Source organism: Gemmatimonadaceae bacterium, from assembly GCA_035606695.1.
GTDB lineage: Bacteria > Gemmatimonadota > Gemmatimonadetes > Gemmatimonadales > Gemmatimonadaceae > JAQBQB01.
Genome location: DATNEW010000015.1, coordinates 221478 through 243761 on the forward strand (window position 1 = coordinate 221478; position 22284 = coordinate 243761).

The following is a 22284-nucleotide window of genomic DNA, read 5'->3' on the forward strand; positions in this document are numbered from 1 at the left end:
TTGCTCACGATGCGCTGCAATCTCGCAAGGGACGGAAGAGGCGGTGATGGGGCGACGGGAGCGGCGTCAAACGATGACACGATTTTATCCAATCTTTGCGCTGTCTTTCGCTTACATGCTTCTTGACAATCATCGTGTCGGCGGGATACATCGGCCTTTGCATGTGACGAGAAGGCTGTATACAAGGTTGGAGCCGCATACGAGTGTAAGCGACGATGTAAGCGCTCGGTGTGGACTTGCGGCGTGCCTCAACTCGCCCGGCACTCCGTGATTCACCGATTGAACGCGCCACCGCTTCCCCCACCACTCTCCCGAGGTGTCGACCGTGCGTCGAACCGTATCCTCCCTCGCTCTCTTGTTCGTGGCCGCGATTGCGCCGGCCGCCAGCGCTCAGGGCAGAACGCTCACGGGTCGCGTCTATGATGACGCAACGCAACAGGGCATTCCTGGTGCGCTCGTCAGCGTCGTCAACGGAACCGCGATCGCCCAGGCGGGCGCCGACGGGCGCTATCACATTGCGCTGCCGTCGTCGTCCGTGAAGCTTCTCTTCCGCGGACTTGGCTACAAGCGGCGGGAGATCGACGTGGACGGCGCGCGCACGACGCTCGACGTCGAGATGACGAAAGAAGCGCTGCAGCTGAACGAAGTCGTCGTCACCGGCACCGCGACCACGCAGGAACGGCAAAACGTGTCGACGGCCGTGTCGACGGTCGCGGGCGACAAGCTCGCCGAAGCGCCGTCCGCATCGCTCGAGAATGCGCTGCAGGGCAAAGTCGTCGGCGCAACGATCAACATGAACTCGGGCGCGCCGGGCGGCGGCGGCCAGATTCAGATTCGCGGCGTCACGTCCATCCTTGGCAACGGGCAGCCGTTGTTCGTGGTCGACGGCGTGATCTTCTCGAACGACGCGTTCTCGGCTGGTATCAACGCCGTGACGCGCGCGAGTGGGTCGGGCGCCACGTCGAACCAGGACAACGCGGTCAACCGTCTGGCCGATCTGAATCCGGACGAGATCGAGAACATTCAAATTCTCAAGAGCGCCGCGGCGTCGGCGATCTACGGGTCGATGGCGACGAACGGCGTCGTGCTCATCACGACCAAGCGTGGTCACAGCGGCACGACGCAGTTCCACCTCACCGAGCGCATGGGCACGAACTCGGCCGATCGTCTGCTCGGTTCGCGCCGGTTCCAGTCGCAGGCGGACCTCGCCTCGGTCGTCGGAACGGCGGACGCGGCGAAGTACTGCCCGTCCAACCCGTGCCCGTACTTCGATTATCAGGGACAGCTCTACGGCCAGCGCGCGCTCGCGAACGAGACGGCGCTGGCGCTGAGCGGCGGTACCGACGTGACGAAGTACTTCGTGTCGGCCAACGACAAGAAGGATCCTGGCACGATGATGAACACCGGCGCGCGCCGGCAGGACGTTCGTCTGAATCTCGATCAGGCCCTCGGCAGCCGTTGGACGCTGAGCTCCTCGGCTGCGATCTACCGCAGCCAGACGGCGCGCGGCATTTCGAACAACGACAACACGTTCACGAGCCCGATCTACGCGTTCGGCTACACGCCGGCCGTCGTCGATCTTCGCCAGCTCGGTCCGAACGGCAAACCGATCGACAACATCCTGCTGCGGGACGTGCTGAGCACGGGCTCGAATCCGTTCCAGACGATTGCCGCGGTGAAGGACGATGAAGACGTGTGGCGTCAGGTCGGCAGCGGGCAGGCGCGCTTCAATGCGTGGTCGAACACGACGCAGACGCTGCAGTTCAGCGCCATGGGCGGCTTCGACCGCTACGACTCGAACGGCGAGACGTATTCGCCGAACTATCTCCAGTTCGAGCCGGACGATGGTCTGCCGGGTACGGCGGTCGAGGCCGAAGGCCAGGTCCGCATGTATAACAGTTCGTTGAACCTGGTCCACACGTACACGCCCACGAACAATCGGTGGCTGCCGGGCCTGACGTCGGCCACGACCTCGGGTGGCTTCCAGTACGAGGATCGCGCGATCAACAGCTTCTCGGTCACGGCGCGCGGGTTGCTGCCGAGCGTGCAGGAGATCAACCAGGGAACGCCGACGCTCGCGCAGAACAAGTCGGTCATCCGCAACGAAGCGTTTTATCTGAGCGAAGAATTCCTCGGCCTCAACGATCGCCTGTCGGCGTCGGCGCACGTGCGCTCCGAGCGGTCGAGCGTGAACGGCGATCGCCAGAAGTGGTTCAACTGGCCGGCGGTGTCGGCGGCGTATCGCTTCGTCAACATTCTGCCGCACGCGGACGAGATCAAGCTCCGCGGCTCGCTCGGCATTTCGGGCAATCAGCCGCTGTACGGTCTCCGCGACAACGTGCTCGTGTCGAACGGCATCTACGACGGCCGCAACGCCATCGCCGAGCCGTCGATCATCGGCAACGGCAACATCGAGCCGGAGAAGATGCGCGAGTCGGAGATCGGCATCGACGGTTCGTTCTTCGAGAACCGCATCGGTCTCGAGACCAGCTACTACACGCGGATCATCAGCGACATGCTGTTGCAGGCGCCGCTGTCGCCGTCGAGCGGCTTCAGCAACGATTACATCAACGGCGGCACGATGAAGACGGCGGGCGTCGAGCTCGCGATGACGTTGCTGCCCGTCCGCAACAAGAACTTCACCTGGACGTCGCGCACGCAGTACTACGCCAACCAGTCGCGCATCGTCTCCCTGCCGACGTCGGTTGCCGACTTCGTCGTTCCGAGCTCGGGCTTCGGCGCGCAGTACGGCCGCGGCCGCATCGCGCGCGGGTATCGCTCCACGCTCATCTGGGGCAACCTCACGCACGCGGACGGCACCGTCATCGACACCGTGCTCGCCGACGCCAATCCCTACTTCCAGATGGGATTCGGCAACGACTTCAACATTCGCGGCCTGACGATCAACACGCTCCTCGACTGGAGAAAGGGCGGCTACGTGTCGGACATGACGAACAACCTGTTCGACGAAGGCGGCAATTCGTGGGATTACGACAAGGCCTCGCCCAACACCACGGTCGGCAAGACGCTGGGCGCGTTCCGCTACAACTCGTGGAACGCCGGGCGCAACGCCGGTGCGTACATCGAGGACGGTTCGTACCTCAAGCTCCGCGAGGTCACGCTGTCGTATCCATTCCCGTCGCGCTTCACGCAGCGACTGCTGCCAGGTTCGCAGAACGCGCGGCTGTCGTTCAGCGGCCGCAATCTCTACACGTGGACGAAGTATTGGAGCTTCGATCCGGAAGTGAACAACTTCGGCAACCAGAACGTCGTCCGTTTCGTCGATCTCGCGCCGTTCCCGCCGACGCGCAGCTTCCTGTTCGGCATCGACATTGGCTACTGAGCCAGTGCGATCACCGGGAATGAGAATGCGAAATCACTCACACGAACGAACCTCTCCGACTTCTTCGACCTCTTCGACCTTTTCGAGGACTGAATTCATGAGCCGCATGTTGAGGGCTTCCGTGAAGCCTGGCATGGTCGCGGTCGCCGCGGGCGCTGTGGTACTGGCCGCCTGCGCCGATCGTCTGACGGTGCCGAACTTTCAAAGTCCGACCGTTTCATCGATCACCGCCGATCCCGTCGCGGCGATTCCGCTGCTCGCCACCGGCGTGCTGCGCGACGACCGCGGCAATATGCCGGGGTACGTGCTCGGCGTCGGCATCCTCGGTCGCGAGGCGTACAACTACACGCCCACCGAAGGCCGCAACACGACGGGGTGGCTGACGTCCGACGTCAGCAACGGCACGTCCTTCGGCGGCGTCTCGTTGTGGTCAGGTCCCTACTTCACCATGCGCGATGCGTTCAACACGCTGAGCGTGATCGAGGCGTCGGGCTCGGTCTTCAGCGACGCGCAGAAGAACGCGCTGCGCGGGCTGATGCACACCGAGATGGCGTTGAGCGTGTTGTACCTGATCAACACCCGCGACAAGCTGGGCACGCCCGTCGACGTGTACGCCGACCCGAACAAGCTCGCCCCGTTCGTGTCGCGCGACTCGGCGTTCGCGTACGTCGTCGGAACGTTGAACCAGGCGCAGACGGAGTTGTCGAACGGCGGCGGCTCGTTCCCGTTCACGCTGCCCTCGGGGTTCAGCATCACCGGCAAAGCGGCGGTTCCGGCCGACGTGATCAAGTTCAACCGCGCCCTCGCGGCGCGTGTGAACGCGTATCGCGCATCGTTGGGGCTGTCCGGATGCGGCGCGGCGCGCAGCGCAGCGTGCTACCAGACGGTGCTCACGAACCTCTCGGCGTCGTTCCTGGATCCCGCCGCGTCGATGAGCCTCGGGTTCTACAACGTCTACTCGGCGGCGGCGGGCGACGTCGCGAACAGCAACAGCAACGCGGCCACGACGGCGATCGTCGCGCACGCCAAGTCGGACAGCGGTGTGCTCGTCAACGCGGCGGGCGCCAAAGACACGCGATTCACGACGAAGATCATCACCCTCACCGCGGCGAAGGCGCCGCCGACCAACGTCGCGGGTGTCGCGACGAAGTTCGACTTCGCCCAGCCCGCGCAGCGAACCGACCCGATCGCGATCATTCGCAACGAGGAGTTGATCCTGCTCCGTGCCGAAGCCCGCTACTACACGGGCGATCAGACGGGCGCGCTCGCCGACATCAACCTCATTCGCACGAAGTCCGGCGGCCTCGATGCGCGCGGGGCATTCACCAGCGAGTCCGACTTCCTGGACGAGCTGCTGTACAACCGACGCTGGTCGCTGATGTTCGAGGGCCATCGGTGGATCGACATGCGCCGCTTCGGTCGGTTGAATCAGCTCACGATCGACGCGCCGACGCACGTCGTCGTCGCCAACCTGCCGATCCCGCAAGCCGAGTGTCTGCAGCGCGCGAACGCCGACGCGTCGCTCAAAGCGCCCGGGTGCTGATCGGACTTCCACACGACGAGTGAATGCGCCCGCCCTCGATCGAGGGCGGGCGCATTACTTTCTCCCCCCATGGCACTCCAGGCACGCACCGCGCTCCAGCGCGGCGTCGGAACGCTCTCGCTGGTGTTCATCCTCTTCTTCTGCACATCGGGAGGACCGTACACCACCGAGACGTTGATTCATTCCGTGGGGCCGGGTCTTGGCCTCTTGATTCTGCTGCTCGTGCCGATCGTGTGGTCGGTGCCGGAAGTGCTCATCGTCGGCGAGCTCGCGAGCATGCTGCCGGAGGAGGGGGGCTACTATCGCTGGGTCGATCGCGCGTTCGGCCGATTCTGGGCGTTTCAGAACGGCTGGCTCACGTGGATGTATTCGCTCGTCGACATGGCGCTCTATCCGGAGCTGTTCAATCAGTATCTGCGGTACTTCGTGCCGGGCTTGAGCGATTCGACGCGCTGGATCGTGTCGCTCGCGGTGATCTGGGGCGCGACGGCAATCAATCTGCGCGGCGCCGTGCGCGTCGGCCGGACGTCGATCGTCACCGGTGTGTTCATCGTCGCCGGGTTCCTTGCCATGGCGCTCGGCGCGCTGCCGCACGCGACGCATGTGCCGTGGCATCCGTTCGCGTCCGGCGAAGCGCATGGATTTGGCGGCGTCGCTGTAGGATTGTCGATCGCGTTGTGGAACTACATCGGCTGGGACAACGCGTCGACGGTGCAGGGCGAAGTGCGGGACGCGTCACGCGCGTATCCGCGCGCGCTGGCGTTCGCGCTGCCGCTCGTGACGATCGGCTATTTCGTCGCGCTTCTGCCGGCGCTGTCGGCGACGGATTGGACGACGTGGAGCGACGGGGACTGGCCGGACATCGCGCGGGCCGCGGTCACCGGAATGCCTGGCCGCGTCATCGCGGGATGGCTCGCACTCGCCGGCATGGTGAGCGCGCTGTCGTTGTTCAACGCACTGCTGTTGTCCTACTCGCGTATTCCGCTCGTGCTCGCGCAGGATCGTTTGCTGCCCGCGCCGCTCGCGCGCGTCGACGAGCGAGGCACGCCGCGGAACGCGGTGCTCGTGTCGGCGGTATGCTACTCGATCTTCGTGCTCGTGCCGTTCGGCAAGCTCGTCGTGGCGGACGTGCTGCTGTATTCGTTCGCGTTGTTTCTCGAGTTCGGAGCGCTCGTGCGGCTGCGACGCACCGAACCGGAGCTGCGCGGCGCGTTTCGCATTCCGATTGGACGCGGCGGTGTCGCGTTGCTCGCGGCGCTGCCCATGGTCGTCCTCCTCGGCGTGATCGCGATTTCGTTTAGAGATGGCGAATACGGCGTGCCGGCGGTGATTGGGACGGCGGTCGCGATGGCTCTCGGACCGATCGTCTATCGACTGGCTCAACGGCCGTCGTCATCCTGAGCTCGTTCGTCGTCATCCCGAGCGAGCGAAGCGCGGCGAGAAGGGGGTCCCTCGACTCCGGGGCTCCGCGCCTTCGCTCGGGATGACGTCCGTTTGGTCACGGCTTCTTGTACACCACCCCCGCCTTCATCACGAACGGCACCGTACTGATCGCCATGATGTCCTTCGTCGGATCGCCCTGCACCGCGATCAGATCGGCGAGATACCCCGTCTTCACGGCGCCGAGCCGCTCGCCCATGCCGAGCATCTTGGCATCGTTCACGGTGGCGGCGCGCAACGCCTGAAGCGGCGTCAGGCCGTTCTCAACGAGGCCTTCGACTTCCTTCGCATTGTCGCCGTGCGCGAGCGGGCCGGAGTCCGCGCCGCTGCAGATCGTCACGCCGGCATCCATGGCGTACTTGAGCTTTTGCTTGCTCGTATTGCGATTGCCGACCGACACCGTGGGCACGAAACACGCGCCGTGTTCCGCCATGAGCTTGAACACCTCCGGCGTACCGTTGTCGCCGTGCTCGATCGTCTTCGCGCCGGCGAGAATGGCGCGACGCATTCCTTCCGCCGTGGTCGCGTGCGACGCGACGTGTCGTCCACTGCTCTCGGCCACGCGTACCGCGGCGTCGAACTCTTCCTGCGTCGGGCCCGGCATTGCTTCGCCGTTCGGCCCCCAGCGATAGTCCGCGTAGATCTTGATCCAATCGGCGCCGTGCTTGATCTGATCGCGCACGACGCGTGTGAAGCCTTCGACGCCATTCGCTTCCTCGGCGCCCTGTGGAATGACGTCCGCGTACTCGGGCGTGAAGCCTTTGGGCGCATACTCGCCGGTGACGACGATGGCGCGCGTCACGACCCACATGCGCGGACCGGGGACGATGCCCTGATTGATCGCGTCGCGCAGGCCGACGTCGGCGTACCCGGCGCCCTCGGTGCCGAGGTCGCGTTCGCTCGTGAAGCCGGCCATGAGCTGCGCTTTCGCATGGTTGACGGCGCGCGCGACGCGCAACGCGAGCGGCTCGTGCAGCACCTGATCGTTCCACGACGTCTCGTTGTACGGGTGCAAGAGCAGATGGCCGTGCCCCTCGATCAAACCGGGCAGGAGCGTGGTGCCCGGCAGAGCGATCGTCGTGGCGTCCGGCGGCACGGTGATCTGCGCGCGCGGCCCCACGGCCTCGATCTTGTCGCCGCGCACGAGCACCGCCCAGCCGTCGTGCGGCGCATCGGCGACGGCGTCCCAGACACGGTCGGGCACGAGCAGCGTCGGCGGACCAACCGGCGCGGCGGGACGGCCGCCGCGGCCCTGCGCGGCGAGCACGGCGGGAACGGCCAGAAGCGGGATGATGAAACGAGTATACATATTATTTAATTAGTTTGTTGGTATATCAGAATGCTCATCGACGACCGGCAGCCCGGCACGTTGCCAGGCCCGGAAGCCGCCCGTCACGTTGGCGACCTGCGTAAAACCTTTCGCCTGAAGCACACTCGCCGCAATCGCCGAGCGCGTGCCGCCCTGGCAATGCAGCGCGATCGGCGTGTCGCGCGGCACCTGGTCCAGCGACGCCGCCAGCTCGCCGAGATAATGATGCTCGGCCTGCGGCAAGTGTCCGGCATCCCATTCGGGCGTACCGCGAACGTCGACGACGAGCCGGTGGTGCGCCGCCGCAAGGCCAACGACGTCGATCTGTTCGACACGCTGCAATGGGCCGACCTCGCTCGCCCAGGCGTCGCGGACGTCTCGGCCCGCGACGGCGACGACGCGATCGTGCCCGACCTGCGCCAACATCGTGCGCGCGCGCCGCACGCGGTCATCGTCGTCGGCCAACAGCACGATGTCCCGATCGTACGACAGCAGTGATCCCGCCCACGTTGGAAAGGACGTCCCGACCGGAATGTTGAGCGTGCCCGGAATGTGGCCGGCGGCGAAGTCGGCGGTCGATCGCACGTCGACGATCGACGCGCCTTCGCCGATCGCGCGCCGCAACCCGGCGAGATCCATCGCCGGCAGCCGCTGCGACACATCCGCGGCGCGCGGTGGTCCGTCGCGATTCACCGCCTTCATGCGCGCGAAATAACCCGGCGCCTCGGGCTGGCCGGACAAGACCTCGCGGACGAACGCGTCCTCATCGCTCGTCTGAAAGGCCCAATTCGCCAGGCGCTCGTAGCCCATCGTCGTCGACGGAACGGCGCCGAGTGATTTACCGCATGCCGAGCCCGCGCCGTGGCCGGGCCAGAGCTGCAGGTAGTCGGGCAGATCGCGCGTTGATGCGATCGAATGAAAGAGCGACCGCGCGAGCACGTCCATCGTTCCGGTTTGATGTGCCGCGCGCTCGAGCAGATCCGGCCGCCCGACATCGCCGGCGAAAATGAAATCGCCCGTCAGCATGCCGACGGGCCGGTCGCTCATCGCGGTGTCCGTGATGACGAAGCAGAGGTGTTCCGGCGTGTGGCCGGGCGTGTGGCGCACGGTGAGCCGCACTTCGCCGACGTCGATCGTGTCGCCGTCACGCAGCAGCCGAGCATGGTCGGTTGCCGCGAAGCCATAGTGCCACTCGTCGCCGCCACCGCTCGACAACAGCAGTTTCGCGCCCGTTCGCGACGCGAGCTCGCGCGCGCCGGACACGAAGTCCGCGTGAATGTGCGTTTCGGTCACCATGACGATGCGCAGCTTCGCGTGCGAGGCCGCCACCATGTACCGGGGGATATCGCGATTGGGATCGACCACGATCGCCGCCCCGGTCGCCTGGCAGCCGATGAGGTAGCTCGCCTGGGCCAGCGCGTCGTCGTAGAGGCGTTCGAGGAGCATGGCAGGAGAATGGGCGGTCGCGGCTGGGTTTGCAACGAGCATACAGCGTCACCAACGCCGGTGCAGAACACGGCGTAACACTACATACGGTCGTCCGTCCCGCTCCCACGGGTGCTCAGTGCCCTCACGGCGGCCGCATCCTGCCTTCAACCCACCGATGTCCATGCACATGAAACGGGTCGTTGTTGTGTTGCTCACTCTCCCCTCCGTCGCCGCGTTCGCCCAAGCGCCCAAGAAGGCGCTGACTCAGGCCGACTGGGACAAGTGGAAGTCGATCAATGCGCCCGCGCTGTCGAACGACGGCAAGTGGGCCGTTTACACGCTGCTCCCGCAGGTCGGCGACGGCGAGCTGGTGATTCGCTCGACGACCGGCAACACGGAGTATCGCGTGCCGCGCGGATACCTTTCGCGCCCGAACAACATCCCCGGCGGACTTCGCGGTCCGGCCGGTGGTACGGGCGAAGAAGCGCCGACCGGTCCGACCGCGCCACCGGCGTTGATCTCCGCTGACAGCAGGTTCGTCATCGTCAGCGTTGAGCCGTCCGAGGCCGAAGTCGAAAAGATGGGCCGCAATCCCGGCGCCGCGGCGAACCGCCAGTCGTTGGTCATCGTGAATCTCGCCGACGGCAAAACCACGACGATCTCCGGTGCGCGCAACGCGCGGGTCGCGAAGGACAACGGCACTTGGGTCGCCTACACCGAATCCGATAGCGTCACGGGCAACGCCGGTAACGCCGGGGGCGCTGCGCCGACGGCGAACGGTGGTGGTCGCGGCGGACGTGGTGGGCGTGGCGGTGGCGGAGGCGCTGCTGGTGGCCGGCGTCAGTTCGGCTCGCTGCTCGTACTCCGCAACCTCGCTACGGGCACCGAGGAGAAGCTCGGCGACGTTCTTGGCTACGCCTTCGACGATAGCGCCAAGGTGCTCGCCTACAGCGTCGTGTCGCGCGACTCCACCAAGGACGGCGAGTTCATTCGCAACATGGCGAACGGCTCGACGCAGACGCTGCTCTCGGGCAACGGCGACTATCGCACGCCGGTGTTCGATCACGCGCAGCACGACATCATCTTCCTCTCGAACAAGGACGAATTCGGCCGCCGCGGCGCGCGCTTCTCGCTGTACGAAGCGCCCGTTACTGGCGGCGCGGCGCAGTTGCTCGTGGCGCCGTCGCAGGTGCCGACCGGCTTGCACATCGCGGACGCGGGTCCGCTCGCCTTCACGCGTAGCGGCACGGCAATCACGTTCAACGTCGCGCCGCCGCCGATCGACTCGGTGCCGGCTGATTCGCTCGTCGGCAAAGCGGTGTTCGATCTCTGGCACTATAAGGACAAGACGCTCCAGCCGACGCAGAAGTTGAACGCACAGCGCGATCGCAATCCATCATACGCGGCGATCTACTATCCGGCGACGAAGAAGCTGGTGCAGCTCGCCGACGAATCGATTCCGCAGGTGACCGTGTCCGACGACGGCCGCGTCGGTCTCGCGAACTCGCGCGAGCGCTACATGATCGAGCAAATGTGGGGCGACGGCGGCATGGACGTCTACGTGATCGATCCGTCGACGAACACCCGCAAGCTCATCGCCGAGAAGATCAACGGGCAGGCGACGCTCTCGCCGGACGCGAAGTACGTCGTCTACTACAACAAGAAGAGCTGGTACTCGTACAACATCGCGAGCGCCAAGGCCGTGAACCTCACCAAGGGGATGAACGTCCACTTCGACAACGAGACCGACGATCATCCGGCTGAACCGCCCGCGTGGGGCCTGGCCGGCTGGACGAAGGGCGACGGCGCGGTCCTGATCTACGATCGCTACGACGTGTGGCAGTTCGATCCGAGCGGCGCGACGAAAGCGGTCGTCGTCACCGATTCGGTCGGCCGCAAGAGCCACATTCAGTTCCGTCTTGCGGAAGCGGGCGGCGGCCGCGGTGGTCGCGGTGGCGGTGGTCGCGGCGGCGCCGGCGCGGGCAGCGCCGAAGATCGCGCGCTGGATGCGAATCAGGTGATCGACCTCCGCGCCGTCGACCAGGAGACCATGGCGAGCGGCTACTACCGCGATCAGCTCGGCGTGAAGAAAGCGCCGGAGAAAGTCGTGATGGCGAACGTGGCGTATGGCCCGGTGATCAAGGCCGCCAACGCGGACGTCTACATGACGACGAAGAGCACCTTCGTCGAGTTCCCGAATCTGTGGGTCGGTCCGTCGCTCACGAACCTGTCACAGATCTCTGATGCGAACCCGCAGCAGAAGGATTACAAGTGGGGCACCGCGGAGCTCGTGCGTTGGACGAGCGCCGACGGCAAGCCGCTCAAGGGCATTCTTTACAAGCCTGACGGTTTCGATCCGTCGAAGAAGTACCCGATGATCTCGTACTACTACGAGATCCTCTCGAACGGGTTGTACAGTTACGTGCCGCCGAACGGCCGCAACGTCATCAACCCGACGCACTACGTGTCGAACGGGTACGTCGTATTCGAGCCGGACATCGTGTATTCGAACGGACATCCGGGCATGAGCGCGTACAACTCGATCGTGCCGGGCGTGAAGGCCGTCATCGCCAGGGGCGGCATCGATGAGAAGCATCTGGGCCTGCAAGGACAGTCGTGGGGCGGCTACCAGACGGCGTTCGTGATCACGAAGACGCACATGTTCGCCGCCGCCATGGCGGGCGCGCCGGTCGCGAACATGACGAGCGCCTACGGCGGCATTCGCTGGGGCACGGGTATCTCGCGCGCCGGCCAGTACGAGTCGGGCCAGAGCCGCATCGGCAAGCCGCTGGTCGACGCGCCCGAGCTCTACCTCGAGAACTCGCCGCTCTTCCACCTGCGCAACGTCACGACGCCGCTGTTCATCATGAACAACGACGCCGACGACGCGGTACCCTGGTACCAGGGGATCGAATTCTTCGTCGGCATGCGCCGGCTTGGCAAAGAAGTGTATTTCATCGATTACAACAACGACGTCCACAATCCGGCGAGCCGCGCGAACCAGAAGGACATCGCGATGCGCATGCAGCAGTTCTTCGACAACAAGCTCATGGGCGCGCCGGCGCCGGATTGGATGGTGCACGGCATTCCGTACGTCGCGAAGGGGAAGGACCAGCTGGGGCCGGCGCCGGTGCAGGCGGGGGGGATTACGCCCTGACGGGGCGTATGGGCGTCGAGGCGTCGGGGCGTATGGGCGAAACGACGTAAGGGCATAACTGCGAAGACACTGGACATCTTCGGATGTTCGGTGTCTTTTGCTTTCCATACGCCCCGACGCCCCGACGCCCCGACGCCCCGACGCCCCGACGCCCCGACGCCCCGACGCCCCGACACAATGGCTGACCAAATCGACTACCGTCTCATCGGCGACGACCTCCAGGCCGTCATCATCACACTCGACCCCGGCGAGATGGTTCAGGCCGAAGCCGGATCGATGATGTACATGCAGGACGGCATCGTGATGAACACGACGCTCGATCCGAACCAGCAAGGCGGCGGCATGCTCGGCAAGCTGTTTCAGGGCGCCAAGCGCGCGCTGTCGGGGGACACGTTCTTCGTCACGACGTTCGCCAACGCCGGCAATCGCCGCCAGGACGTTGCGTTTTCGTCGCACTTTCCCGGCAAGATCATGCCGGTGGATCTCCGCGACTGGAACGGGACGATCATCGCGCAGAAGGATTCGTTTCTCTGCGCGGCGCGCGGCGCGAACGTGACGATCGCGTTCACGCGACGCATCGGCGCCGGCTTCTTCGGCGGCGAAGGATTCATCCTGCAGCGCATCGAGGGCGACGGGCTGGCGTTCCTTCACGCATCCGGCACCATCCACGAGATCGATCTCGCCGCCGGTGAATCGCTGCGCGTGGATACCGGCTGCCTGGTCGCGATGGAAGCGCAAGTCGATTACGACATTCAAATGGTGCCGGGGATCAAGACCGCGCTATTCGGCGGAGAAGGGCTCTTCTTCGCGGCGCTGCGCGGGCCCGGCCGCGTCCTGCTTCAAACGATGCCGTTCTCGCGCCTGGCCGATCGCATTCTCGCCGCGGCGCCCGGCCGCCACGATCATCGCGCCGAGCGGTTGGGAGCGGCGGGCATCATCGGCGGCGTGCTCGGATCGATGATCGACGGCGATCGCTGATCGATCATCGACGGTGCAGTAGCGGATTGAACGTCGGACGTCCGCGTACGCCCAAGTAGGTGAGGAACATGCGCGTGAGCTCGTCGCCGAGGTCGGCCTCGGCGATGCCGAACGGGCGAAGCGACGACTCGCTGGCTTGCGTCACCGCACGCATCGACGCGGCGACCATGAAGAGGCCAAAGCTCACGGCGCGCTCCGGATCGGGATGATGGATCTGCGCGCGTCGTTGGAGCAGCAGCGATGCGACGTTTCGCAGGCTGTGCGCGTTGAGATCGTCCACACGCTTCCGGAATTCGGCGTCCGCGGTCTGCGTGTACGTCGTGAGCGCGCGCAGAAGCTGCCGGTGATGCCGATGCTGCGCCACGATCGAATTCACGACCGTGCGCGCCGTGTCGGGGAGGGAGATGCCCTCCCACCACTGCGGATCGCCAGCATGTGCGCCGGTCGCGCGCGCTCGCTCGAAGTAGCGCTCGTAGACCGCGCGCAGTAATGCGTCCTTGTCAGGGAAGCGGCGATAGACGACGCCGACGGACAGGCCGGCTCGAGCGGCGATCGCCGGCACGGTCGCCTGCTCCAGGCCGCCCTCGGCGAGCACGGCCTCCGCGGCGTCGAGCAGCTTCGTCATCGTTTCCTTGCTGCGCGACTGCTTGGTGGGCAGCGATTCGGCCGCGGCGTCGGGCGGGCGGGGCGCGGCGCGTCGCGAACGCTTGACGGCGGGGGAATGTGAATCCATATTCGCGTTTGGAAAAATGTGAACCTCGATTCACATTTGCACGATCGCGCCGAAATTGCAAGGGCGGCCGTGCATCCGTCCTTTCTCTTTTCTTCTCACCGCGAGACCCACGAGCCGATGGCCGCCATCGAAACGCACGCGTTGCGGAAGGTGTATCCGGGCGCGCCCGCCACGAAGCGGCGCGGCGGCCCGTCACGGCGGACGCCATCGGGCGCGCCGGGCATGCCGGGTATGCCGGGCATGCCGGGCATGCCACCTGGAATTCGTCCGCCTGGCGGCGACGTCATCGCGCTGCAGGGACTCGATCTGGAGGTGCGCGAAGGGGAGTTCTTCGGCCTCCTGGGCCCCAACGGCGCGGGCAAGACGACGACGATCGGCATTCTCACGACACGTGTGAAGCCGACGTCCGGCACGGCGCTCATCGCCGGCCACAACGTCGCATCGGATCCGGTCGGGGTGCGGCAACGCATCGGCGTCGTCCCGCAGCGGCCCAATCCCGATCGCAGTCTCAACGTGCTCGAGAATCTCGTGTTTCACGCGGCGTACTTCGGCATTCCGTCGTCCGTCGCGACGCCGCGCGCCAATGCGCTGCTGGCGCAGCTCGACATCGCTGAGAAGGCGAACGCCAAAGTCGACGAGATGTCAGGCGGTCAGCAGCAGCGCCTCATGATCGCACGCGCGCTCATTCACGAGCCGCGCGTGATCTTTCTCGACGAGCCCACCGTCGGTCTCGATCCGCAGACGCGTCTCTCGCTCTGGGACATTCTGCGCGGGCTGCATGCGGAAGGCCGTACGATCGTGATGACGACGCACTACATGGAAGAGGCGGACAAGCTGTGCGATCGCATCGCGATCGTCGACCGCGGAGAACTGCTGGAGCTCGACACGCCCGAGGCGCTCAAGGAACGCGCGCCGGGCGGCACGCTTGTCGAGGTGAGCCTCTCCGGTCCAGCGGACAACGTGCTCGAGGCGACGCGAACGCTCGACGGCGTGCTGCGCGCCGAATCGCACGGCGATGTGCTCCGCGTCTACAGCGATCGCGGCGGCCGCGTGATCTCCCCCGTCATTCAAGTCGCCGAAGAGGGCGGCTTGAACGTCACCAACGTCAGTCTCACCGAACCCAGCCTCGAGACGTTGTTCGTGGCGAGAACCGGGAGGAAACTCGATTGAACGTCTCCGTCTTCTTCGCGCTGCTGCGGCGCGACATACGCGTGGCGCGCAAAGAGCTTCTGTTTTTCCTCATCCGGACGACGATGCAGCCGCTGCTCTTCGTCATCGTCTTCGGCTACCTGTTGCCGAAGATGAACTTTTCGCAACCGGGCTATCAGACCGTCCTGCTGCCCGGCATTCTCGCGGTGAGCCTCAGTCTGTCAGCGATTCAGTCGGTCGCGCTGCCGATGGTGCAGGATTTCGGCTGGACGAAAGAGATCGAGGATCGCCTGCTCGCGCCGGTGCCGACGCCGCTCATCGCGGCGGAGAAAATTGTGGCCGCGATGATTCAGGGCACCATCGCCGCGGCCTTCGTGTTGCCGATCGCGCGCCTGGTGATGGGCCCGATCGCGGGACTGACGCTTGCGCACGGCGGCGAAGTGGCGCTCATCGTGCTGCTCGGATCGTTTGCGTTCTCATCGCTCGGCATGTGGCTGGGTACGGCGATTCCTCCGCAGCAAATCGGGCTGATGTTCAGCGTGATCGTCGCGCCGATGCTCTTCTTCGGCTGTGCATACTATCCTTGGCGGGGATTGGACGTCGTGCCGGTGATGAAGTATCTCGTGCTCGTGAATCCCATGGTCTACGTGGCGGAAGGAATGCGGGGCGCACTGACTCCGAACGTGCCGCACATGCCGCTCGCCGCGGTGGGGCTCGCGCTCGTGATCATCGCCGTGGTGTTTTGGGTGTTGGGAATGCGCAGCTTCTACAAGAGAGCGATTGGATGATGGATGGAATGCCGCGCGATCCGTTCGCGCGCTTCAGCATGCTGCTCGAGGCGGCGAAAGCGCTGCCGCGCGAAATCCTTCCCGAGCCGACGGCGATGGCCCTCGCCACGGTGGACGAGCGCGCGAGGCCGAGTCTGCGTATCGTGCTGCTCAAGCACGTGGATGAGCGCGGGTTCGTCTTCTACACGAACTACGAGAGCCGCAAGGGGCGCGAGCTCCTTGCGACGAAACGTGCCGCGCTCTGCTTCCATTGGCAGCCGCTCGAGGAACAGGTGCGGGTCGAAGGCGTCGCCGAACAGGTTTCGGCGGCGGAGGCCGACGCGTACTTCGCCTCGCGCGCGCGGGGCAGCCAACTCGGCGCGTGGGCGTCGACGCAGAGCAGCGTGATGGCGGAGGCCGACGAACTCGCTCGGCGGCTGGCCGAGACGGAGCAACGTTTCTCGGGTCGCGAGGTCCCGCGGCCGCCGTACTGGTCGGGCTTTCGCGTCGTTCCGGAGGTGATCGAGTTCTGGAAGAGCATGCCGAGCCGGCTGCACGTGCGGCATCGGTATACGCGGCGTGGCGAGGGGTGGGAGATTGGGCGGTTGTATCCGTGAGGCGGGCGTCGGGGCGTCGGGGCGTCGGGGCGTCAGGGCGTCAGGGCGTCAGGGCGTCAGGAGGAAAGACGCTTGACGAGCGTTGTCAGCATTCGGCTCACGCCATCGAGTTGAGCTACAGCGGTGTGCAGACGTTCGCGAGGCACGAAACCGAGTCGTACTGCCAATTCGAGTTCGGTTTCGAGCTCGGCAACTGAGCCGCGGGCGATCGAGACGAACCGGCGATATTCGGCCGTGCCGAACCGCGCTTTTCCTTCGGCGATGTTCGCCGGAATGGAAACCGCCGCACGACGCAATTGCGATGTCAGGCCGAAGCGCTCGTCCGCGGGAAACATGCTCGTCGCGGCGTAGATCTCGACGACCAGCTCCATGGCAAGTCGCCATACCTCGAGCTCGCGATGATTCGTCGGAGCCCGTCGGGATGTTTGCGTTGAGTTCATGCGCCGATCGTAACGCGGCCCCGTCACGCGCGCGTCATGTACCCCCCGACGCCTCGGCGCCTCGGCGCCTCGACGTCTCGACGTCTCGACGCCCCGACGCCCCGACGCCTCGACGCCCCGACGCCCAATTATCTTCCCCAAATGGCCACACGCATCGCTGACAACGTGCCGGCGGATTCAGAGGGCGGATCGACCTGGTCGATCGACGCCGCGCGCACGTTGTACAACGTCGAAGGGTGGGGTGCGGGTTTCTTCGACGTGAATGAGAAAGGGCACGCCGTCGTGCGGCCCGACAAGGAACGGCCGGAGCTCGAGATCGATCTCTACGAGATCACGAATGATCTCGAGGAACAGGGCATCGCGCTGCCGGTGCTGCTGCGATTCTCCGACATTCTGCGGTCGCGCATCGAGTCGCTGACCACGCGCTTCGATCAGGCGCGCGAGGAATTCGGGTATACCGGCGGGTATACCACGGTCTACCCGATCAAGGTGAATCAGCAGCGGCACGTGGTCGAGGAGATCGTGGAGTTCGGCAAGGCGCACGGCGTCGGCCTCGAGTGCGGAAGCAAGCCGGAGCTGCAAGCGGTGCTCGGTCTCTCCGAGACGACGGACCACGTCATCGTCTGCAACGGCTACAAGGACGAGGAGTTCATGCGCCTCGCCCTCATGGGCCAGAAACTCGGGCACAAGGTGTACATCGTCATCGAACAGCTGAGCGAGATCGACGTGCTGCTCAGCGTCGCCGACGAGCTCGGCGTCGTGCCCACCGCCGGCATTCGCATCAAGCTCGCGTCGCGCGGGTTCGGGCGCTGGAAGGAGAGTGGCGGCGAGAAGTCGAAGTTCGGGCTGAACGCCGCGCAGCTGATGCAAGCCATCGACAAGCTGCGCGCCGCGGGCCGCCTCGACATCGTCAAGCTCGTGCACTTTCACCTCGGCTCGCAGATCACGGACATCCGCTTCATCAAGCTTGGCTTGACGGAGCTCACGCGGTTTTATGTCGAGCTGCGCAACATCGGTCTCGATATTACGCACGTCGACGTCGGCGGCGGACTCGGTGTGGATTACGACGGGACGAACTCGACCTCCGACGCGAGCGTGAACTACTCGCTGCAGGAGTACGCGAACGACGTCGTGTACACGCTGGCCGAGGCGTGCCGGGAGCACGAGATCCCGATGCCGCACATCATCAGCGAGTCGGGGCGAGCGCTGACCGCGCATCACGCGCTGCTGTTGATCAAGGTCATCGACGTCGAATCCCAGGGCGATCGGCCGCTGCCGGACCTGACCGACGACGACCATCAACTGCTGCACGAGATGATGGCGGACTATCGAGACGCATCGCGCAAGAACGTCTCGAAGCGGCGCATTCGCGAGATCTTCCACGATCTGACGTTCGACAAGGAGCGCGCGCAAGAGATGTTCAACAGCGGCGTGTTTTCGCTGCGCGAGCGCGCCATGGCGGAACAGCTCTACTTTGGCACGGTGAACGTGTTGTCGAAGTTCGTCGAGCGGCACCGCGACGATTTCGAGGACATCATCACCGATCTCGATGCGACGCTGGTCGACCGCTACTTCTGCAATTTCTCATTGTTCCAGTCGCTGCCCGACAGTTGGGCGATCGACCAGCTCTTTCCGATCATGCCGATTCACCGGCTGGATGAGGAGCCGATGCGCCGCGGCTCGCTGCAGGACGTGACGTGCGACTCCGACGGAAAGATCGATCGGTTCGTGGGCGAGAAGGGCGGCAACCCGAGCCTCGAGCTGCACGAGTTCCGCGACGGCGAGCCCTACATGCTCGGCGTGTTTCTCACCGGCGCGTACCAGGAGATCCTGGGCGACCTGCACAATCTCTTCGGGGATACGAACGCGGTGCACATTCGGCTAGGGCCGAACGGCAGCTATGAGGTGACGGATCTCGTGCACGGCGATACCGTGACTGAAGTGCTCAATTACGTTCAGTTCCGCGCGACCGATCTCTTGCAGACGTTTCGGCGCAAGGTGGCGAGCGCGAAGCACATCAGCCGGCAAGAAGCGAATACGTTCATCGCGGATTACGTGGCCGGGCTCGAGGGCTATACCTACCTCGAGGGTGAGGCGGCGCAGTAGAGAGCTCTCACACAGCAACAAAGAAAGACGACAAAGTCTGATCAGATCTGGTCGGTCGTTGTCATTGTTCGCTGTTGTTCGCCGGTAGTGGCCTAAAAAACTCTCGCCCGCCGAGAAACTTTCTCAGCGGGCGAGACGCGTCCAGGTCCGATCTGGTCTTGCTACGGCACCGACGGATGAATCGACGCGCGCGCTCTCTCGCCGTTCGGTGACACGACGATGTCGACCGTCTGATTCTTGTGCACGTTGAAGGGTCCGAGGGTGCGAATGATGTTGTGATTCGCGTCCTGCACCTCGAACGACACGTCCTGCGCCGGGAACTGATTCGGATCGAGCACCCAGCTCCGAACTTGTCCCGACATCGACTTGGCGATGTAGTTCGGCTTCATGTGCGGCATCAGCATGTAGACGCGGACTTCTTGCCCCGACGAGTTGTCGACGCGCACGATGGCGGTCCGCGTTGCGCTCAGCGAATCGACGGCGACGTCGCCGCCCGAGACACTCTCCACTCCACGGTGCATGCAGCCGGCGAGCATCGCCACGGCGCCCCCGGCGACTACCAGTTTGTGAAACGACTTCATCAAATCCTCCTTCAGGTTACACGGCCGCGCGCTCACGCGGCGCCACAAGTGGCCTTTCGGGCAGGTTCGATGCCGACGGCAGAGCTTCCAATCGGGTTTTGGTGGTGCGAGGTTGTGCAATCTCTTCCGGATCATCTCATGAGACCGATTCGTTTTCGTGCAACCTCGGCCGCGGTGCTCGCCGTCGCGTTCGGCGCGTCGCGCGTCTCCGCGCAATTCTACACGTCACTGCGCACGCCGAGTGATTCGGCGATCACGATTCATGCGGCCCGCGTGATCGACGGGCGGGGCCGGATCGAGGGCGACATGCTCGTGACCGTGCGCGCCGGGCGCATCGAGCGTGTCGAGAAATACTCGCCCGCGCGGCGCGCGACATACGAGCTCGGCGACGCGACGCTCTTGCCCGGTCTCATCGACGCACACGTGCATCCGGGCTGGTACTTCACGCGCACCGTCAGCCTCAACAATCGCGATCGCAGCGACACTCCCGTGCAGTCTGCTCTCGCGCGCGCGGGAAATCTTTATGCAACCTTAATGGCCGGCTTCACGACGATTCAAAGCGTCGGCGGACCGGAGGACCTCGATCTGCGCGACGCGGTGAATCGATGGCAGATTCCCGGACCGCGCATTCTGACGTCGATCACGCAGCTCACTGACACGGCGCTCTCACCTGATTCACTGCGCGCACGGGTGCGCTCGCTCAAGGCGCGCGGCGCCGATCTGATCAAGTTGTTCGCGTCGTCGGGACTCGGGGCGGGTGGTCAGCAATTGTTGTCTGACGCGCAGATCGAAGCGATCTGCAGCGAAGCCAAAGCACAGGGGCTACGCACGGTGGTGCACGCGATCAGCGCGCAGAGTGTGCGTGCCGCGACGCTCGCCGGCTGCACCGAGATCGAGCACGGCACGTTCGCGACTGACGCGGAGCTCGAGCTCATGGCCAAGCATGGAACGATCTTCGATCCGCAGGTGTGCCTCGTCTTTCAGAACTACATCGACCATCGCGACGCATATGCGCGCAATGGGTTCACCGACGCATCGTTCAAAGCGTTGGCCGACGCGATTCCGACCGCGACGGCGATGTTCAAGCGCGCGATCGCGACGCCGGGGCTCAAGGTGATCTTTGGTACCGATGCCGTCGCGCTGGCGCACGGGCGCAACGCGGAGGAGTTGTTCTGCCGCGTGAAGGCCGGTCAGTCGCCGATGGACGCGATCACCTCGGCGACGTCGGCGACCGCGAACGCGCTGGGCCTGGGTGAGCGCCTTGGCGTCGTCGCCGCGGGATTCGACGCGGATCTCATCGCGACACGCGGCAATCCCGCAAACGACATCGCCGCGCTCACGAACGTGGTATTCGTGATGCGCGGCGGGGTCGTGTTCAAATGACAGCGTGCGCTAGGCGCCGAAGCGCTGGCCGACCTTTTCCCAGTTCACCACGTTCCACCACGCGGTGATGTAGTCCGGCCGCTTGTTCTGATACTTCAAATAATACGCATGCTCCCAGACGTCGAGCCCGAGGATGGCCGTCTTGCCCTCCATCAGCGGGTTGTCCTGATTCGGCGTGCTGGTGATCGACAGCTTGCCGCCGTCGTTGACGAGCCAGGCCCAGCCTGAGCCGAAGCGGCCGGCACCGGCGGCAGCGAACTGTTCCTTGAACTTGCTGAAGTCGCCGAACGCGCTCTTGATCGCGTCGCCGAGCTTGCCGCTGGGCTCGCCGCCCTTGCCGGGGCCCATGATCTCCCAGAACATCGAGTGATTCCAGTGGCCGCCGCCGTTGTTGCGAACGGCGGTGCGCACCGATTCCGGGACCGAGTTGATCCCCTTCATCAACTCATCGAGCGATTTGCCCTGAAGCTCCGGCGCCTTCTCGATCGCCGCGTTCAGATTGTTCACATACGCCTGATGATGCTTGGTGTGGTGAATCTCCATCGTCTTGGCGTCGATGTGCGGCTCGAGCGCGTCGTACGCATACGGGAGATTGGGAAGTGTGAACGCCATGTCATTTCCTCTGGAGCGAAAGTTCCGTCCTAGGACCGCGTGCTTCCGGCCGGGGCGCGTCTGGATCTCAACCAGCCGATGACGCCTGGCAGGAATGAGATCAGGATCACGAGAATGATCACCGACTCGATGTGCTGGTCGACGTTGTGAATGTAGCGACCCAGGAAATAGCCGATGAACAGCATGCTCCAGATCCACCCGACACCGCCGACAATGTTGTAGATCGTGTACCGGCGGTACTCCATTTGCCCCATACCGGCTACGACGGGTACGAACGTCCGCACGATGGGCATGAATCGGGCAATGATGACGGTCTTGCCGCCGTGGCGGTCGTAGAACTCTCGGGCGCGGATCAGATGCTTCTTGTTGAAGAGCAGCGAATCTTCTCGCGAAAACAGGTGTGGACCGGCCGCGCGGCCGATCGCGTAGCCGGAGGTGTTGCCAAGAATCGACGCGACCGTGAGCAGCAGCCCGAGCCACCACACGTTGAGCGCGCCCGTGGTCGCGGCCAGCAATCCCGCGGTGACCAGCAGCGAATCGCCCGGCAAAAAGAATCCGATCAACAGACCCGTTTCCGCGAAGATGATCGCGGTGAGTCCGATGTATCCGCCCCACGCGATGAGGGCGCGGACGTCGCGAATCTTGTGCAGGAAGTCGAGCAGCGAATGCATTGCGTGACGGTCGGTGTTGGACTGGGG

General features: G+C 64.8%; 17 protein-coding genes. 10 read left to right on the top strand and 7 right to left on the bottom strand.

Annotated features, from left to right (window positions below):
- Positions 1–325 precede the first annotated feature (325 nt).
- From VN706_05910 to VN706_05920, 3 genes are all read left to right on the top strand, one after another.
- Positions 326–3343, top strand: coding sequence for a SusC/RagA family TonB-linked outer membrane protein (locus VN706_05910; GenBank protein ID HXT15144.1), 3018 nt, complete (start codon positions 326–328; stop codon positions 3341–3343).
- 97 nt (positions 3344–3440) lie between these two features.
- A complete protein-coding gene (locus VN706_05915) occupies positions 3441–4886 on the top strand; it encodes a RagB/SusD family nutrient uptake outer membrane protein (GenBank protein HXT15145.1) in 1446 nt (481 codons plus the stop codon).
- A gap of 69 nt (positions 4887–4955) precedes the next feature.
- The gene (locus VN706_05920; protein ID HXT15146.1) at positions 4956–6287 is read left to right on the top strand and encodes an APC family permease; all 1332 of its coding nucleotides are present in this window, start codon (positions 4956–4958) and stop codon (positions 6285–6287) included.
- Between the two features lie 97 nt (positions 6288–6384).
- Here VN706_05920 and VN706_05925 read toward each other — a convergent pair whose 3' ends face one another.
- Complete coding sequence (locus tag VN706_05925) at positions 6385–7635, bottom strand: amidohydrolase family protein (protein HXT15147.1); 1251 nt, start codon at positions 7633–7635, stop codon at positions 6385–6387.
- Positions 7636–7644: 9 nt separating this feature from the next.
- On the bottom strand, positions 7645–9081 hold the full coding sequence (locus VN706_05930; GenBank protein HXT15148.1) for a rhodanese-like domain-containing protein: 1437 nt from the start codon (positions 9079–9081) through the stop codon (positions 7645–7647).
- A 169-nt stretch (positions 9082–9250) separates the two neighbouring features.
- Here VN706_05930 and VN706_05935 point away from each other — a divergent pair, with 169 nt between their 5' ends.
- Together VN706_05935 and VN706_05940 are read left to right on the top strand one after the other, a co-directional pair.
- Complete coding sequence (locus VN706_05935; protein HXT15149.1) at positions 9251–12220, top strand: prolyl oligopeptidase family serine peptidase; 2970 nt, start codon at positions 9251–9253, stop codon at positions 12218–12220.
- 177 nt (positions 12221–12397) lie between these two features.
- A complete protein-coding gene (locus VN706_05940) occupies positions 12398–13198 on the top strand; it encodes a TIGR00266 family protein (protein HXT15150.1) in 801 nt (266 codons plus the stop codon).
- 4 nt (positions 13199–13202) lie between these two features.
- Here VN706_05940 and VN706_05945 read toward each other — a convergent pair whose 3' ends face one another.
- The gene (locus VN706_05945) at positions 13203–13931 is read right to left on the bottom strand and encodes a TetR/AcrR family transcriptional regulator (protein HXT15151.1); all 729 of its coding nucleotides are present in this window, start codon (positions 13929–13931) and stop codon (positions 13203–13205) included.
- Positions 13932–14048: 117 nt separating this feature from the next.
- Here VN706_05945 and VN706_05950 point away from each other — a divergent pair, with 117 nt between their 5' ends.
- The 3 genes from VN706_05950 to pdxH are packed head-to-tail and all read left to right on the top strand — an operon-like array spanning position 14049 to position 16464.
- Positions 14049–15101, top strand: coding sequence for an ATP-binding cassette domain-containing protein (locus VN706_05950; protein HXT15152.1), 1053 nt, complete (start codon positions 14049–14051; stop codon positions 15099–15101).
- Entirely contained in the window at positions 15098–15868 is a 771-nt protein-coding gene (locus VN706_05955; GenBank protein ID HXT15153.1) for an ABC transporter permease, read from the top strand. Before VN706_05950 ends, VN706_05955 begins: the two co-directional genes overlap by 4 nt.
- Positions 15865–16464, top strand: coding sequence for a pyridoxamine 5'-phosphate oxidase (pdxH, locus tag VN706_05960; GenBank protein HXT15154.1), 600 nt, complete (start codon positions 15865–15867; stop codon positions 16462–16464). The genes VN706_05955 and pdxH overlap by 4 nt, the downstream gene beginning before the upstream one ends.
- 56 nt (positions 16465–16520) lie before the next feature.
- Here the strand turns inward: pdxH and VN706_05965 are convergent, their stop codons facing one another.
- Positions 16521–16904 carry a four helix bundle protein gene (locus tag VN706_05965; GenBank protein ID HXT15155.1) on the bottom strand — a complete coding sequence of 128 codons (384 nt, stop codon included), beginning with the start codon at positions 16902–16904 and terminating at the stop codon, positions 16521–16523.
- 141 nt (positions 16905–17045) lie between these two features.
- Here VN706_05965 and speA point away from each other — a divergent pair, with 141 nt between their 5' ends.
- Positions 17046–19010 (top strand): biosynthetic arginine decarboxylase, encoded by a 1965-nt coding sequence (gene speA / locus VN706_05970; GenBank protein ID HXT15156.1) that lies wholly within the window; start codon positions 17046–17048, stop codon positions 19008–19010.
- A 161-nt stretch (positions 19011–19171) separates the two neighbouring features.
- On the opposite strand, the gene VN706_05975 is transcribed toward speA, so the two are convergent.
- A complete protein-coding gene (locus VN706_05975) occupies positions 19172–19591 on the bottom strand; it encodes a hypothetical protein (protein ID HXT15157.1) in 420 nt (139 codons plus the stop codon).
- Between the two features lie 138 nt (positions 19592–19729).
- On the opposite strand from VN706_05975, the gene VN706_05980 reads away from it, so the two are divergent.
- Entirely contained in the window at positions 19730–20974 is a 1245-nt protein-coding gene (locus VN706_05980; GenBank protein HXT15158.1) for an amidohydrolase family protein, read from the top strand.
- A 9-nt stretch (positions 20975–20983) separates the two neighbouring features.
- Here VN706_05980 and VN706_05985 read toward each other — a convergent pair whose 3' ends face one another.
- Positions 20984–21586, bottom strand: coding sequence for a superoxide dismutase (locus VN706_05985; protein HXT15159.1), 603 nt, complete (start codon positions 21584–21586; stop codon positions 20984–20986).
- 29 nt (positions 21587–21615) lie between these two features.
- Positions 21616–22257, bottom strand: a complete 642-nt coding sequence (locus VN706_05990) for a VTT domain-containing protein (GenBank protein HXT15160.1) — start codon at positions 22255–22257, stop codon at positions 21616–21618.
- Between the last annotated feature and the right edge of the window lie 27 nt (positions 22258–22284).

Bases quoted from the DNA above. Each gene is read 5' to 3' on its own strand.
- VN706_05980 (HXT15158.1), top strand. From the start codon at position 19,730: ATGAGACCGATTCGTTTTCGTGCAACCTCGGCCGCGGTGCTCGCCGTC.
- VN706_05950 (HXT15152.1), top strand. From the start codon at position 14,049: ATGGCCGCCATCGAAACGCACGCGTTGCGGAAGGTGTATCCGGGCGCG.
- VN706_05935 (HXT15149.1), top strand. From the start codon at position 9,251: ATGAAACGGGTCGTTGTTGTGTTGCTCACTCTCCCCTCCGTCGCCGCG.
- VN706_05945 (HXT15151.1), bottom strand. From the start codon at position 13,931: ATGGATTCACATTCCCCCGCCGTCAAGCGTTCGCGACGCGCCGCGCCC.
- VN706_05965 (HXT15155.1), bottom strand. From the start codon at position 16,904: ATGAACTCAACGCAAACATCCCGACGGGCTCCGACGAATCATCGCGAG.
- VN706_05925 (HXT15147.1), bottom strand. From the start codon at position 7,635: ATGTATACTCGTTTCATCATCCCGCTTCTGGCCGTTCCCGCCGTGCTC.
- VN706_05930 (HXT15148.1), bottom strand. From the start codon at position 9,081: ATGCTCCTCGAACGCCTCTACGACGACGCGCTGGCCCAGGCGAGCTAC.
- VN706_05940 (HXT15150.1), top strand. From the start codon at position 12,398: ATGGCTGACCAAATCGACTACCGTCTCATCGGCGACGACCTCCAGGCC.
- VN706_05990 (HXT15160.1), bottom strand. From the start codon at position 22,257: ATGCATTCGCTGCTCGACTTCCTGCACAAGATTCGCGACGTCCGCGCC.
- speA (HXT15156.1), top strand. From the start codon at position 17,046: ATGGCCACACGCATCGCTGACAACGTGCCGGCGGATTCAGAGGGCGGA.
- VN706_05975 (HXT15157.1), bottom strand. From the start codon at position 19,591: ATGAAGTCGTTTCACAAACTGGTAGTCGCCGGGGGCGCCGTGGCGATG.
- pdxH (HXT15154.1), top strand. From the start codon at position 15,865: ATGATGGATGGAATGCCGCGCGATCCGTTCGCGCGCTTCAGCATGCTG.
- VN706_05920 (HXT15146.1), top strand. From the start codon at position 4,956: ATGGCACTCCAGGCACGCACCGCGCTCCAGCGCGGCGTCGGAACGCTC.
- VN706_05915 (HXT15145.1), top strand. From the start codon at position 3,441: ATGAGCCGCATGTTGAGGGCTTCCGTGAAGCCTGGCATGGTCGCGGTC.
- VN706_05985 (HXT15159.1), bottom strand. From the start codon at position 21,586: ATGGCGTTCACACTTCCCAATCTCCCGTATGCGTACGACGCGCTCGAG.